At 29.0% G+C, this 15,924-nt stretch carries 14 protein-coding genes and 2 other annotated features; all 14 genes read right to left on the bottom strand.

Translation table 11 applies throughout. The features are described from left to right. Positions 1 to 123: 123 nt before the first annotated feature. Entirely contained in the window at positions 124 to 1,035 is a 912-nt protein-coding gene (locus tag I1959_RS04415) for an RluA family pseudouridine synthase (protein WP_166505880.1), read from the bottom strand. Further along, positions 1,035 to 1,490 carry a signal peptidase II gene (gene lspA / locus I1959_RS04410; protein WP_166505881.1) on the bottom strand — a complete coding sequence of 152 codons (456 nt, stop codon included), beginning with the start codon at positions 1,488 to 1,490 and terminating at the stop codon, positions 1,035 to 1,037. Before lspA ends, I1959_RS04415 begins: the two co-directional genes overlap by 1 nt. A 65-nt stretch (positions 1,491 to 1,555) precedes the next feature. Further along, positions 1,556 to 2,326 (bottom strand): polysaccharide deacetylase family protein, encoded by a 771-nt coding sequence (locus I1959_RS04405; protein ID WP_166505882.1) that lies wholly within the window; start codon positions 2,324 to 2,326, stop codon positions 1,556 to 1,558. 6 nt (positions 2,327 to 2,332) lie between these two features. After that, positions 2,333 to 2,833, bottom strand: coding sequence for a TraR/DksA family transcriptional regulator (locus I1959_RS04400; RefSeq protein ID WP_166505883.1), 501 nt, complete (start codon positions 2,831 to 2,833; stop codon positions 2,333 to 2,335). A 3-nt stretch (positions 2,834 to 2,836) separates the two neighbouring features. Then, positions 2,837 to 3,220, bottom strand: coding sequence for a DUF5665 domain-containing protein (locus tag I1959_RS04395; protein WP_195237236.1), 384 nt, complete (start codon positions 3,218 to 3,220; stop codon positions 2,837 to 2,839). A gap of 122 nt (positions 3,221 to 3,342) precedes the next feature. Continuing rightward, positions 3,343 to 4,353, bottom strand: a complete 1,011-nt coding sequence (gene trpS / locus I1959_RS04390) for a tryptophan--tRNA ligase (RefSeq protein WP_166505885.1) — start codon at positions 4,351 to 4,353, stop codon at positions 3,343 to 3,345. 15 nt (positions 4,354 to 4,368) lie between these two features. Then, entirely contained in the window at positions 4,369 to 5,067 is a 699-nt protein-coding gene (locus tag I1959_RS04385) for a 5'-methylthioadenosine/adenosylhomocysteine nucleosidase (protein WP_166505886.1), read from the bottom strand. Positions 5,068 to 5,125: 58 nt separating this feature from the next. Then, positions 5,126 to 5,350: a binding site (T-box leader), on the bottom strand. Positions 5,351 to 5,706: 356 nt separating this feature from the next. Continuing rightward, positions 5,707 to 5,886 (bottom strand): hypothetical protein, encoded by a 180-nt coding sequence (locus I1959_RS04380; RefSeq protein WP_092924268.1) that lies wholly within the window; start codon positions 5,884 to 5,886, stop codon positions 5,707 to 5,709. A gap of 214 nt (positions 5,887 to 6,100) precedes the next feature. Beyond that, entirely contained in the window at positions 6,101 to 6,970 is an 870-nt protein-coding gene (locus I1959_RS04375) for an ABC transporter ATP-binding protein (RefSeq protein ID WP_207733530.1), read from the bottom strand. Positions 6,971 to 6,972: 2 nt separating this feature from the next. Continuing rightward, positions 6,973 to 8,055 (bottom strand): FecCD family ABC transporter permease, encoded by a 1,083-nt coding sequence (locus tag I1959_RS04370; RefSeq protein WP_092924262.1) that lies wholly within the window; start codon positions 8,053 to 8,055, stop codon positions 6,973 to 6,975. Continuing rightward, entirely contained in the window at positions 8,055 to 9,083 is a 1,029-nt protein-coding gene (locus I1959_RS04365) for an ABC transporter substrate-binding protein (protein WP_166505887.1), read from the bottom strand. Before I1959_RS04365 ends, I1959_RS04370 begins: the two co-directional genes overlap by 1 nt. Positions 9,084 to 9,619: 536 nt before the next feature. Further along, positions 9,620 to 11,308 (bottom strand): AbgT family transporter, encoded by a 1,689-nt coding sequence (locus tag I1959_RS04360; RefSeq protein WP_166505889.1) that lies wholly within the window; start codon positions 11,306 to 11,308, stop codon positions 9,620 to 9,622. A 568-nt stretch (positions 11,309 to 11,876) separates the two neighbouring features. Continuing rightward, complete coding sequence (gene ileS / locus I1959_RS04355; protein WP_195237235.1) at positions 11,877 to 14,984, bottom strand: isoleucine--tRNA ligase; 3,108 nt, start codon at positions 14,982 to 14,984, stop codon at positions 11,877 to 11,879. A 104-nt stretch (positions 14,985 to 15,088) separates the two neighbouring features. Beyond that, positions 15,089 to 15,322, bottom strand: a binding site (T-box leader). Between the two features lie 70 nt (positions 15,323 to 15,392). Then, on the bottom strand, positions 15,393 to 15,920 hold the full coding sequence (locus tag I1959_RS04350; RefSeq protein ID WP_195237234.1) for a DivIVA domain-containing protein: 528 nt from the start codon (positions 15,918 to 15,920) through the stop codon (positions 15,393 to 15,395). Positions 15,921 to 15,924: the final 4 nt, after the last annotated feature.

Genomic DNA, 15,924 nt, shown 5'->3' with positions numbered 1-15,924 from the left:
AACTAATATAATTTGATATATTATATGTTTATATAGCTTTTGCCTTATGATATCTCTGTATCACTTAAAGGTATTTCTTTTATTTTTTATTATTATATATCTATATCATATATTTTTCAAGACCTATTTAAGTTTATTAATTATATTCTTAAAATATTTAGGTAATTCTGAATCAAATTCTATATACTCTTTAGTAGTTGGGTGTATAAATCCAATCTTTTTTGCATGTAATGTTTGACCTTCTACTTTGAATTTATTATTTTTAGGACCATACACAGTGTCTCCTAAAAGTGGATGATTTATAGATAAAGCATGAACTCTTATTTGATGAGTTCTTCCTGTTTCAAGTCTCGCTCTCATATGTGTAAAGTTTTCATATCTAGCAACAACTTCAAAATGAGTAACAGCTCTTTTTCCATCTTTAACCACTGCCATTTTAAGTCTATCTTTAGGATTTCTTCCTATTGGTTTATCTACAGTTATTTTATCTTCTTTTACTACTCCATGACATATAAATTCATATTCTCTAGTTATAGAATGGTCTTTTAATTGTTCTGCTAAAAAATTATGAGCATTGTTATTTTTAGCTATCATTAACAGCCCTGATGTATCTTTATCTATTCTATGAACTATACCAGGTCTTATTACTCCATTTATAGATGATAAATTGTCTTTACAATGATATAGTATTGCATTAACTAAGGTTCCTTCATAATTTCCTGGAGCTGGGTGAACTACCATATTTTGAGGTTTGTTAACTATCATTACATCGCTATCTTCATAAACTATATCAATAGGTATATCTTGTGGTAATACCTCTAATAACTTTGGAGCTGGTATTTGTATGATTATTTTATCATCTTCTTTGACTAAGTATTTAGCTTTTTCAACCTTACCATTTACACTCACTTTTTTATCTTTTATTATCTTTTGTATGTAACTTCTTGACATATCTCCTAATTGAGAAGATAGGTATACATCTAATCTATCTCCCTCTTCTTCATCAAGAACTAAAAATTCTTTTATTTCGTCCATTACTTCACCTGCTTTTCTTCCTCAAAAAATAAAATATATATGCATAGCATTATAGTTCCTACTACTACAAACACATCTGCAATATTAAATACGTATTCCCATATAAATCTAAAATCAAAATAGTCTACTACAAATCCAAGTCTTATTCTATCTATTAAATTGCCTATAGCTCCAGATATTATAAGTATTATACTTGATTTTCCTAATAAATTTAAATTCTTATTAGTATTTAAATAGTATAATCCAAATATAGATGCTGCTAATGCAACTATTATAAATATGATTTGATTATTTTGCAACATTCCAAATGCTGCCCCTCTATTTTCTACATAAGTTAGATGAAACACATTTTCTATTATGGGTATACTACCTATTCCTTTTAGGTGTCCTAATACCCATAATTTAGAAAGTTGATCTATTCCTATCAATACAGCTATCATTAATATATACGTCAATATTTTTTCCTCCCAAAATTATATATATATTATATTATACAAAAAAAGGCTCCCTTATTGGAAGCCTATTGTTGTTTTTGCGTTGCACGATCTTTATCTAGACTATCTTTGAGCTCATGTATAGTAACAAACTCAAATCCTTTTTCTTTTAGTTTAGGAATAAACATATCTAATGCCAGTATAGTTTGTGAAGTTTTATTTCTCACTTTATTATAATCATGTAAAAGTATTATATTCCCATTTTCCACCTTTGATGTAATTGTGTTAACTATATAATCTACTCCTGGGTTAGACCAATCTCTAGGATCTATATTTGACCATAGTATTATATCCATATCATTGTTTTTTATTATATCACACATATTTTTAGATACGGCCCTGTATGGAGGTCTAAATGATGTTGGATACTCACCTATAGCTTCTTTTATTATATTTTGAGTATCTATAATCTCTTTATTTATTTCATCATAAGATTTTTTAGATACGTTTATATGAGTAAATGTATGGTTAGCAATTTCATGCCCTTCTTTAAATGCTCTTTTCACTATATCACCATTATACCCTACCTTTTCTCCTATTACGAAGAAAGTTCCTTTTACATTGTGTTTTTTAAGTATATCTAGTATTTGAGGAGTGAAATCTTCATCTGGCCCATCATCAAAGGTTAAAGCCACTACTTTTTTATCATCTCTTCCTTTTTTTATTATTATATCTTCATATTCTTTAAAATTATCACTAACTAAATTATTAGCTTCTATTGTATTTATATTTTCTAGCTTAAACATACCAAATATAAAAATTGCAGATATACAAATAACATATAGTATTTTTTTCATCATATATTAGTCTTTATCAGACTCTTCCTTTGGCATTTTGTTCATTTCATATAATTTTAATAATACTTCATCATAAAATGTAGGACCTTCATTTATTAAATTTTGACCTTCTTCTCTACTAGTTAGATGCATATCTGGTTGATGTTTTGCACAGTTACTACATAAATTTGTTTCTGGTAGTATATCTAATCTATCAGCCTCAATATTATTTTTGCATATATCACATATTCCATAAGTTCCATTCTCTATTTTATTTAAAGCATTTTCTACATTAAATAATCTACCTTTTTCATGAATCGTTAAACTATTTTGCATATCTTGCATATATACTTCTGTCCCTATATCCGCTAAATGATTATCATAACTAGATAATTCTCCTGATGTATACTTTTCACTAGTGTGTTCACTTGTATCTCCAAATACTGTATTATCTTGCATTTCATTTATTAGGCTCGATAACTTCTCTTTTTCTTTTAGTAGTTCTTCTTTGTACTTTTGGGTATTCATATACTACCTCCTTCTATATTCATCTACTATATCCATTAATCTTGCTATATACTCCCCTATTACAGGTAAATCCACTGATTTACTTAATAGGTAAAAAACAAATGCAGCAAGTATTGATAGACCTATTGCTTGACCAAATCCTTTTCCTAAACCTGCTATAAAATTTATTGTGAACAATCTTCTCTTACTATCTGTTAGCATCATATATTCTCTTATTCTACTTCTTTCTATTATAAGAGTTAATCTTTCTAGGTATCTCCTTATAGTCCCTAGATCTTCTGTAGTTTTTTCACATATATTAAGTTCATTCATAGCTTTATCAAGCTCTTTCATATTTATAGGATTTTGTTTATCAAGGTCATTATCTTCTTTGTACTTAATGTGCATCACATCCTTTATGAATGACTTTTATATAAACTTATTATGTGATTTTTTTGATTAAAAATACGAAAAGGATTATGCATAAATTTATATATTTAAATTCACACATAATCCTTTAATTTAAATTATTATCTAGGTAAGAATTTTCTTTCTATTAATCCTACTTTTTTGTATACTTTTCTTAATGTTTTTCTAGCATGTCTTTCAGCTTTATCAGCACCCATTGCATAAACATTTTCTAAATAATCTTTGTTCTTTAATAAATCAAGATATCTTTCTCTTATAGGTCTTAAAGATTCAACTATAACTTCAGCTACATCACCTTTAAAATCACCATAACCTTTACCTTCATACATACTTACTAGTTCTTCTATTGATTTATTGTCTAATTTTGAATATATTTCAAGTAAATTTTTTATTCCTGGTTGTTCATCAGTATATTTTATAATCCCTACTGAATCTGTAACACTTCTTTTTATCTTTCTTCTTATTGTATCTGCATCATCAGCTAATAGTATAAATGCATTTTCATTTTCATCAGACTTACTCATTTTTTTAGTTGGTTCTTGTAAACTCATTACTCTACCAACTTCTTTTGGTATATACGGATCAGGTACTTTAAATGTTGGTGAATATCTATTGTTAAATCTAGTTGCTAAATCTCTAGCTAGTTCTAAGTGTTGCTTTTGATCCTCTCCAACTGGAACTAAATCTGTTTGATATAAAAGTATATCTGCTGCCATTAATACTGGATAAGTAAATAATCCTGCATTTAAGTTAGCTTCACTTTTTTGTGACTTATCTTTAAATTGAGTCATTCTACTTAACTCTCCCATATAAGTCATTGTATTTAATATCCACATAAGTTCAGTATGTGCACTTACATGAGATTGTATGAATATCGTATTTTTCTCTGGATCTAATCCACAAGCTAAGTACTGTGCAAGTAATTCCATAGTATTAGCTCTTAAATTTTTAGCCTCTTGTGGAACTGTTATAGCATGTAAATCAACTACACTATAAAAACAATCATACTCATCTTGAAGTTTTGTCCAGTTTTGTATAGCTCCTAGATAATTTCCTAAAGTCATTTTCCCAGATGGCTGAGCACCACTAAATATTATTTTCTTTTCGCTCATTAATAGCCCCCCTCATTATATTGATCTTAACATATTAAGTACTATATCTTTAGAGTTATGAGCTGCATCCTTAACAAATTCGTCATATACAACATCTGCACTTCCGTCAGCTCTATCAGACATTGCTCTTATTATTACAAATGGAACTTTATTTAGCTCACAAACATGAGCTATAGCTGCCCCTTCCATTTCTCCACAGAATGCTTCAAACTCTTTTACTAATTCTTCTTTTAATTCTCTAGAGCTTATGAATCTATCTCCTGTTACTACTCTTCCTTTAACTACTTTATGAGTTTTAGTTTCTTCTTTTGATGATTCAAACGCCGCATTTACAAGTCTCTCATCTGCAACAAATGTTGAATTTTCCATTCTTGGTATTACACCTTTTTTGTCTCCAAATACTGTTGTATCAAAATCATATTGTATAGCATCAGTTGATATAACTATATCATATACATCTAAATCTGCATTTAATGCTCCTGCAACACCTGTATTTACTATTGCATCTACACCAAATTCACTTATTAATATTTGTGCACATAAAGCAGCATTTACTTTACCTATTCCACATCTTACTACTACTACATCTTTATTTTCTAAGTTTCCTTTGTAGAATACTAAGCTAGCTTTTTCAACTTTTTCTTTTACATCCATTAATTCTACTAATATATCTACTTCTTCATCCATTGCACCTATTATACCTATTCTGTTCATTACATTTCCTCCTAAGTTGTTTTTCTATAAATTTACAATAAAAAAATCCGTCCTGAATAAATAGGACGGATATATTTTCCGCGGTACCACCTAAATTATATACACCTAGTGCATATCACTTATACCTGCTATAACGTGCAGTCACGATATCGGCTAGTTTACTACTGTATTTCACCTTACTCCTCAAAGGCCCATTCATCAAAAACTTTATGCTAAGTTCTCAGCATCCTTAACTCTCTGTTATAAAGATATTTTGATTACTAATCCTTATCAATGGATTTAAATATTTATATATAAATTATGATATTCATTAAAACTTAATTTGTCAACTGTATAATATATTAATATTATTATCTAATATATATTTATTCTATTCAATTTATTATAATAAGTTTGCATTATTACTATACAGTTAAGTCATTTTCATCTTTAATTTTTATAGTTTTTTTAAATCATCTTCCATAAGTGGTGCTATTACAAAAATGATAATTGGATGAGTTAATACACCTTTGCCAGCAAAGTACATTACCTGAATACTGTGATTATTTTAACTTGATAAATATACGCTCACCTTGTCATAAAAAAATCTACCTAAATAAGGTAGATTTCTCTATAAATATAAATCATAATTTATTATATTTATAAGCTCCACTCACCATCTTTTATAAAAATTTTAACTGTATTAAAATTTTTGTCCATTACAATCAAACTTCCATCTTTTATATCTTCAGTTATGAGTATAAGCCCCTCTTGTCTGCAATAATTTCTGGCAAGTTCTAATGCATCAGATTCCATATCTAATTCTAATAATCTTCCCATGTTCATTACTCCTATTTATATAATTTATAATTATACCCATTTTTACCTTTTTCTAAACTCCCTAATATAGTTTTAATTAATAAGTTATGAGCAGATTTTAAATTAATATAATACATTCTTAAACAAAAAGTTAGCTTTACCTAAGCGACTTGTCGGCAAAACACTTCATGTATCTTTCCTTGAATGTAAAAAAAAGAAGGTTTTTACCTTCTTCTTAAACTAACTCCATTTTATTTGTTAAATGATTATGGTAATGAGAATGCTTACCTGTAAATCCATCTTCGTGAACATGGTCATGGCCTACTCCGTTTACATGTTCATGACTATGCATAAATGATACTTGTAGTTTATTATTTATAGGATTTATACCTACATATGCATTGACACCAAATACTTCTTTTAACATTTGTGATGTTATAACTTCTTCCACTTTCCCATATTTTGTTATCTGTCCATCTTTCATGACGATTAAATAATCACAATACATAGATGCCATATTCATATCATGTATTGCAGATAATGTAGTTATATTAAGGCTTTTCACCAAGTCCATAAGCTGTATTTGATACCCTATGTCCAAGTGGTTTGTAGGCTCATCTAATATTAAAAAATCAGTATTTTGAACTAATGCTCTCGCAATTAAAGTCCTTTGTTTTTCTCCACCTGATAAATTAGAAAAACTTCGTTCACTATAGTTATCTAATCCAACTTTTTTTAACATATCTTCAACCATTTTTAAATCTTCTTTCGAATAATCTTCAAATATAGATTTGTATGGATAGCGACCCATTTTCACTATTTGCTCAACTGTAAAATCAAACTGTGAACTACTTTCTTGAGCAAGAACTGCAATCTCTTTTGCACACTCTTTATCTTTCATAGTAGATAAATCTTTGTTATCTAATAGTATCTCTCCACTAGATGGCTTATAAAGCCTATATATATTTTTAAGTAATGTAGATTTTCCAGAACCATTTGGGCCTATTACCCCTACAAAGGAACCTTTAGGAACATTAAAAGATACATCTTTTAATATTTCTTTTTTATCTATACTAAACCTTAAATTTTTAACCTGTATCTTCATGATTATTCTTTTCCTCCAAATGAATAATTTTTCTTAGATATTAAATACAAGAAGAACGGTCCTCCGACTAACGAAGTTATTATACCTATTGGTATTTCTATTGGTGGGAAAAGCCCCCTCGCGGCAATATCTGATGCTATTAAAAATATTGAACCTACTAATGCAGAAAGTACTATTAACTTTTTATGATCACTGCCAGCTATTGTTCTACATACATGAGGAACAACAAGTCCTATAAACCCAATAGCTCCTGTTATCGCAACTAAGGTAGATGTTAAAAACGTTGCTAATATAAGTATTATTGATTTTACAAGTTTTACATTTATACCAAGTATTATAGCGCTATCATCTCCAAGTAATAATATATCCAAAGACTTAGACATTAAAAAAGCTACTATCATTACTATTACTAGTGCTACAAATGGAATTAATAAAACATCCCATTTAGCTCCTCCTAAACTTCCAACAGTCCAGAAAAGTGCATTTTTAGCTTGGTTTGAGTTATCTGCTGAATATATAAGTAAATTAGTAAGCGCTGAAAATATTGTAGATATTGCCATACCAGTAAGTACTAATCTTGTTGTTGATGTTGTTTTTCCCATCTGCGTGCCTATTGCAAACACTAACACTCCTGAAATAATAGAACCTACAAATGCACCAGATGTTATACTATTTATTCCAATAGATGACACCCCTCCTAAAACAATAACAGCAACAGCTCCACATGATGCACCAGATGATATTCCTAATATATACGGTTCTGCTATAGGGTTTTTAGTTACACATTGCATTAATACTCCACATATTGCAAGACCAGCTCCACATATTGCTCCTAATAAAACTCGTGGAAATCTAATTTCCCATATTATATTATGGGTCATGACTTCTCCAACTCCACTAAATAACATTCCATTTGATAATTTGTTTAATAAAATTTTATATACCTCTCCAGGTTCTATATATGTACTTCCTATAGCTATTGCTCCGACTATTGTACCTGCTAATAATATTATTAAAGCTATAGTCCAAAATAAGAAACCTCTCTTTTTTGAAAGGTTTCTTGAGTTTTCTATACTAACTTGCATTATTTGTTTCCTTCAAAGAAATATCCATACATTTCTTCTATAAGCTTAGGATTTCTAACACCTGGAGATAAGTCAGCTAATCCTACTACATATATTTTATCATTCTTTATTGCAGGTACATCTTTAAGTGCTGGATGATTCTTTAAGAAATCTATTTTTTCCTTAACTGGTTGACCAGCTAAGAAATCAGTTACTAATATAACTTCTGGGTTTTTAGCCACTATACTTTCCCAAGAAACATTTATGTATGGTTTATCTGCATCTTTTCCAAATATGTTATTTCCACCAGCTAATTCTATTAAGTTATTTGCAAGACCACTTCCTACTACCATAGCATCCTTTTCACCAGAATCATATACCATCATTTTTACTTTATCTTCTTCTTTTATATCTCCAACTTTATCAGTTACAGCTTTTATATCACTTTTCATTTTATTTACTACTTCATTTGCTTTATTTTCTACTCCAAATATTTTTCCTAATAATTCAAAGTCTTCATATACAGTTTCTACTGTTGCATCTGGATTATATGATTTTGCCATAAATGGAGTTATATCTTTTTTTATTAACTCATCTGGTGATCCTGTTGTTTGTTCATTTATAGATGAATCCCATCCACTAACAAAGTCTGCACCTGTTGCTATAAACCCTTCTTTAGATATAGAGTGTCCTTCTCCAACTTTAAGTTCTGGTATTTTATTATAAGCTTCTTCAAACTCTGGAAGTATTGGGTTATCTAAAAGTGCTGTTCCTACCATTTTATCTCCTAAATCTAGTGCAAGTAACATCTCTGTCATAAATTGAGATAATGTAACTGCCTTTTGCCTTGGTTTTTCTACTTTGACATTATAATCTTTCGCTCCATCTGAGTATGTAAATTCTACTGGTGTGAAATTACTTTCTGCTACTTGTGTTTCTGGCGTTTGACTAGTTTCTTTTTTATCTGACGAACATCCTACTACACTTAAACTTATTCCTGCTACCATTAATACTGCTAAAAATCTTTTTAAACTTTTGCTTTTTATCATTTTTATTTTCCCCCTAAGTATATTTTTTATATAAACACTATTGTTTAATTTAACATAAATTTACTAATTACATTACAAAAAGCCATGAGTTTTTACAAAGATATATCAAATAAATCTTTGTAATTTAAACCTTCATGGCTTTATTTTTATCAGTTATTTAATTTTTTATATCTAATGTTTTGTATCCTTATAATAGAATAGGTACTTCTGTACCTCTTTTAACTTATCTTACAGTTTAATTATATATTCTATTTTTTTTAACGTAAACACAATATTATTTTTCAGAAAATTTAGTTTTATACATCTTTTTATTATTATTTAGTTTTTTTTATATATTTTTACATTGTTTTTATCTTTTATATTCGATTAAAATATTTATTTTAATTCAATTTTTAATTTATATATTTAGTATTTTATAATTTTTTATAATTAATCAACCTAAAAACTTTAAGTAAATATAAGAAAGGGGTAAATTTAAGCATAACCTAATTTTACCCCTTTATATAAAATATTATATGTAGTTAATTTTAAACCCCTTACATAAAGATTGCTGTTCCTGGTCCTATAGGTGCTCCTGCTAAAGCCCATATTATAGCAAATATAGTCCATCCTATTAAAAATGCTATAGCTATTGGCATCATTGTACTTATTAGGTTACCTACACCAAATTCTTTCTTATATTTTTGACCAAATACTACTATAACCCCTAAATAGCTCATTAATGGAGATATTACATTTGTTGAAGAGTCACCTATACGGTATATTAACTGAACACCTGCTGGAGTGAATCCCGCAACCATTAACATTGGAACAAATATTGGAGCAAGAAGTCCCCACTTAGATGAAGCTCCTCCCATAAATAAGTTAACAAATGCAGTTAAGAATATAAATGCAACCATTAACACAATATTCATAAACATACTACCTTCTGGTATTTTAGAAACTAAATTAGCTCCTAATGATGCAACATACACTCCTAAGTGAGAGTCGTTAAAGTAATTAATAAATTGAGCAACGAAGAATAATATAACTATTATTGGAGCCATATCTGCCATCGCTCTAACCATTGCTGGCACTATATCCGCTGCTTTTTTAAACTTACCTGATTTAAATCCGTATACTAATCCACTTACAGCGAATATAACGAACATTATCATTATAACCATATCACCTTTAAAGAATATAGAGTTTAAGAAGCCATCTGCTGCAACTAAAGCTGCATTCCCTTCTGCATCTTTTCCCCATAACTCTACTGTAGTTGATAAGTCACCTACTAAAGGTATAGTGTTATTTTTATCTATTGGTAAAGCTGTTAATATTATTAAAGCAAATAATAATAACATTATTTTATTTGTAAATTTATAAGCACTTTTTTCTGCTTGAGTTATTTCATGTTCTGGCTCAACTTCAGCCTCTGCTTTATTATATTTTCCTAATCTTGGCTCAATATACTTATCTACAACTATAGTTCCTATTAATATTATTAAGAATGTAGATGCCATCATGAAGAACCAGTTACTTGTAACTGATAAAGTTCCTGCTAATTGAGTACCTGCCATAGCATCACCAGTCTCAGCTGCTGCTTGAGTAAATGGTAATAATAATGCATCTGTTGAACTAACAAATAAGTTTGCACTAAATCCTCCAGAAACCCCTGCAAATCCTGCTGCAAGACCTGCTATAGGATTTCTTCCTAATGTATAATACATTAATGCAGCAAGTGGTATTAATACAACATACCCTGCATCTGATGCCATATTAGACATAACCCCTAAGAATATTACAACTGGAGTAACTAATTTCATAGGCGTAGCTTGAACTATACTTTTCATTGCCATTGTTAAGTATCCACTTTGTTCCATAAGTCCTATTGCTAACATTATTATAAGTATAGTGCCTATTGCATACATGTTCATAAAATTAGCTATTGCAGTTCCTATAACATAAGAAAGACCATTTGAATATCTTTCTGCTACTTCTGTTCCTGTTGCCCCTACTTTTAACACCTCTATTGGTTTTTGCCCTAATAAATTGTTTATTGGGAAATCACCTAAAGGAGTTTTAGCTACTACCCCTAAACTTCCTAGTATTGCTGATAAAACTAAAACAAATGCTGCTATGTATATAAACATTAGCACTGGGTGTGGTAATTTGTTACCAAGCTTCTCTATTTTGTCCATGAAGCCTTGTTTTTGTTTCTTTTGCGATTTTACACTTACATCCATACTTTCCCTCCCTATTTTATATTCCATGATTACTTAACTTATTCTAACACATCACGACAACGATTTCATAATTTTTCTGAAACTTCTAATTTATTAATCTATTCTCTTATTTTCATTTTATTTTAAAATTTTTTTAATGATTTATACTTTAACTTTTAAAGCAGCTTTTAGTGTTTTTTTCTAACTTAATTTCATTTTTAATGTTTTTTTGTATATTTTTTAAATTTTTCTTAACTAATACTTATCTTTATATTTATATTATTAAATATTTTCAATTTCTTTTATATTATTAGAATTTTCAATATAATTTTATATTCTAAATTTAATAATATTTTTAATCTAATTAATTTCTAAAAAGCTTTTAATTAACTTTTATATAAAAAATTTGCTTCACTTATGCTGCCAACGACTTTGTCCGTTGCTAAGATTATTATTTTTTATATTTTTAAACCTATTGATATATCTTATTTTCATGAATTATCAATAGGTTTATGCTTAATATAATAATTTTCTTGTATGTAAAAAAGTACCTCTTAATGAAATACTTCATCAAGAGGTACTTTTTAAATTATTTCTTTATAACTTTTATTCCAGTCATATGGTCATTTAAGTTATGACTTTCTAAAGTTTCATCTTCTACTCTATTTATTTCTACAGCTAATGTTTCTGATTTTATATATTCATCATAATTTTCTACAGCTTTAGCTATTTCATCATCTGAATTAAATTCTATAACTATGTTATCTAAAACATCAAAGTTATTAGATTTTCTTATTTGTTGTATCTTAGATATAAATTCTCTTGCATATCCTTCTTCTATTAACTGTGTTGTTAATGTTGTATCTAATATAACAAATAAGTTGTTTTCCATAGTTACATTAAATCCTTCTTTAGCTGATATGTTTATTAAAACATGGTCTTTGTTAAATTCAAAGTTTTCTCCGTTTATATCAACAGCAAAACTTTCACCATTTTCTAATTTAGGAACAACTTCATTTGGATTTAATTTATTTAATGCACCAGCAAAGAACTTCATGTTAGCACCAAGTATTGGTCCTAAAACTTTAAAGTTTGGTTTTAAGCTAAAGTTCATATATTCAGATAAATCTTTTGCAAATACAACTTCTTTAACGTTAAGTTCTTCTTTTATTAAGTCTACAACATCACTTATAGTAGCTTCAAACTTACCATCTACTAATACTTTTTGTATTGGTTGACGTACCTTTATTCTTGTAGCTTCTCTTGATGCTCTACCTAATGTAACTAGGTTTTTAACTAAGTCCATCTTCTCTTCTAATTCATTGTTTATTAAATCTAAATTAGCTTTTGGATACGTACTTAAATGTACTGAAACTTCATTAGTTAAGTTTCTGTATATTTCTTCTGATATATATGGAGTAAATGGAGCTATAAGCTTACAAAGCTCTGTTAATATTTCATAAGTTGTATTGTAAACTGATTTTTTATCTTCAGTTAATTCAGTCGCCCAGAATCTTCTTCTTGAACGTCTTATATACCAGTTAGATAAATCTTCGTTTATAAATTCTTGAATAGTTCTAACTGTTTTGTTTAATTCAAATATCTCTAAGTTTTCTTCTACTTCTTTCTTTAAGTTGTTAAACTTAGATAATATCCATCTATCTAATTCTGGTCTATCTTTGTATTCTACAAAGAAGTCAGTTGGATTTATATTATCAGTATTTGCATATAATGCAAAGAAGTTATATACATTTTTCATAGTTCCTAAGAACTTACTTTGAACTTCTTTTAATCCATCAACATCAAATCTTGTTGGAGTCCATGGTGGAGATACGTATAATAAGTACCATCTTAAGGCATCTGCTCCATATTGGTCAAATAACTCAAATGGATTTACTGTATTTCCTCTAGACTTACTCATCTTCTTACCTTCTTTATCTAAAACAAGGTCATTAACTAAAACTCTCTTATATGGAGCTTTACCCATAACAAATGTTGATATAGCAAGTAATGAATAGAACCATCCTCTAGTTTGGTCTATACCTTCACATATGAAATCTGCTGGGAATAATTCTTCAAAGTTTTCCTTGTTTTCAAATGGGTAATGATGTTGAGCAAATGGCATTGAACCACTGTCAAACCAACAGTCTATAACATCTGTTACTCTTGTCATAGGCTTACCACAGCACTCACATTTTAGATGTATATTATCAACATATGGTCTGTGAAGTTCTACTGTTTTAGGATCTACTTCTTCTATAGCTTTTTGAGCTAATTCTTCTCTTGAACCTACAGAATCTCTATGTCCACATTCACACTTCCATATATTAAGTGGAGTACCCCAATATCTACTTCTTGATATAGCCCAGTCATTTAAGTTTTCTAACCAGTTTCCAAATCTACCTTCACCAACGAAGTTTGGATACCATTCAACTGTCTTATTGTTAGCTATTAATTGGTCTTTTAATTTTGTCATTTCTATATACCAGCTTGGCTTAGCATAGTATAAAAGTGGAGTTTGACATCTCCAGCAGTGAGGATAATTATGAGCTACTTTTTCTTTGCTAAATAATTTATTTTCACCGTGTAACCATTTTATTATTTCAACATCTACTCCATCTTCCATAACGAATTTTCCTTCCCATGGAGTAGTTGTAAATTTACCTGCTTCAGATACTGGTTGAAGTACTGGTAAATCATACTTTCTACCTAAGTTGTAGTCATCTTCACCAAATGCTGGTGCAGTATGTACTATACCTGTACCATCTTCAGTTGTAACGTAGTCTCCGCAAGTTAAGAAGAATGCTTTTTTATCAGCTTCAACAAAAGGCATTAATTGTTCATACTCTATGTATTCTAAATCTTTACCTTTCATTTCTTCTAATACTTCGTAGTCTTCACCTAAAACCTTGTTAGCTAAAGCCTTAGCTACATAATAAACTTCATCATTTTGCTTAACTTTTATGTAGTCTATTTCAGGACCTACTGTTAATGCAACGTTTGATGGTAATGTCCAAGGTGTAGTTGTCCATGCTAAGAAATACTCATCAGCACCTTTTCTTTTAAACTTAGCTATTACTGTATTATTTTTTATTTCTTTATATCCTTGTGCAACCTCATGAGATGCAAGACCAGTTCCACATCTTGGACAATATGGAAGTATCTTATGACCTTCGTATACATATCCTTCTTTGTTGAACTTGTTTAATATCCACCATACAGATTCTATATAGTTGTTATCTAAAGTTATATATGGATTATCTAAGTCTATTTCGTATGCCATTCTCTCAGTCATATCTCTCCACTGTTTTTCATAAGTGAAAACAGACTCTCTACACTTTTGATTAAATTTATCTATTCCGTAAGCTTCTATTTCTTGCTTATCAGATAAACCTAATTCCTTTTCTACTTGTATTTCAACAGGTAGACCATGTGTATCCCAACCAGCTTTTCTTTTTACTTGCTTTCCATTCATAGTTTGGTATCTACAAACAGAGTCTTTTAATGTTCTAGCTATAACATGGTGTATTCCTGGGTTTCCATTTGCTGTTGGAGGACCTTCATAGAATACGAAACTTGGATCATTTTTCCCTTTTTCTAAAGTTTTCTCAAGTATGTTTATATCATTCCAATACTTAGAAACTTCTGCTTCTGCTTGCTTTACAGAAGAGTCAACTAATGACTTAAACTTTGACATAGTATCACCCTTTCATATTAATTGTTATCTAAATTTTGTTAGAATATTTAAACCTAACTAATTTACATTTTAATTTTTTGTATTAAAAAACTCGTCCCCCTAAAACAAGGGACGAGTATTAATCGCGTTACCACCCTAATTCTATACATATATAAAATATACTTTACTTATGTATAGCACTTAAATAGTATAACGGCACTTTACCGGCACAGCTTAATCAAATACTTTTTCAGCCTGCAGCTTCGGAGTGATTTTCCACTTTATAAATTTATTGGCTCTCAGCAACCCAACTCTCTGTAAAATTATCTAAAGCTTACTGTCTCCATCATAGCTTTTATTTATATTTTTGTTTATAATATGAGATTTTATAACAAATCGTCAAAATAGTCAATTACTTTTTATTTTATATTAATCTAATGTAGCTGCTGCCTCTTTTTCTATTGGCATATCAAATAATGTTGTCTCAAAAGCTCTCATATCATTTTCATCAACATTATAGAATATTTCATCTATACTTCTTATTTCATCTTCTAGTAAAGATTTAAATTTATTTCTAAATACTTTAAATTCTTTTACCATTTCATTATATTCTTTTCTTATTTCTATTACTTGATTATTAGCTTGTTCAATTATTTGTCTTGCTTTTAAATCAGCTTCTTCTACTATTATCTTAGCTTTTTTATTTGCAGCAGTACAAGTATCTTCTGCAACACTTTCAGCTCTTATAAGTGTAGCTTTTAATGTTTCTTCTATATTTTCATATTTGTTTATTTGATCTTGATATAATCTTACTTTTTCTTTAAGATCTGAATTTTCTCTGTATAGATGTTCATAATCTTCCTTAACTGCATCTAAAAATTCATCGACCTCTTCTTCTCTGTATCCTCTTATTCCTTTTTTAAATTCCTTATTTTCTATTTCTATTGGAGTAAGCATGCTT

The sequence above is a fragment of the Romboutsia sp. 1001285H_161024_C4 genome (assembly GCF_015550185.1).
In the GTDB taxonomy this organism is placed as follows: Bacteria; Bacillota; Clostridia; order Peptostreptococcales; family Peptostreptococcaceae; genus Romboutsia_C; species Romboutsia_C hominis.
Note: the sequence above shows the minus strand (reverse complement) of the source record. Positions and strands in the feature narration are given on the sequence as shown.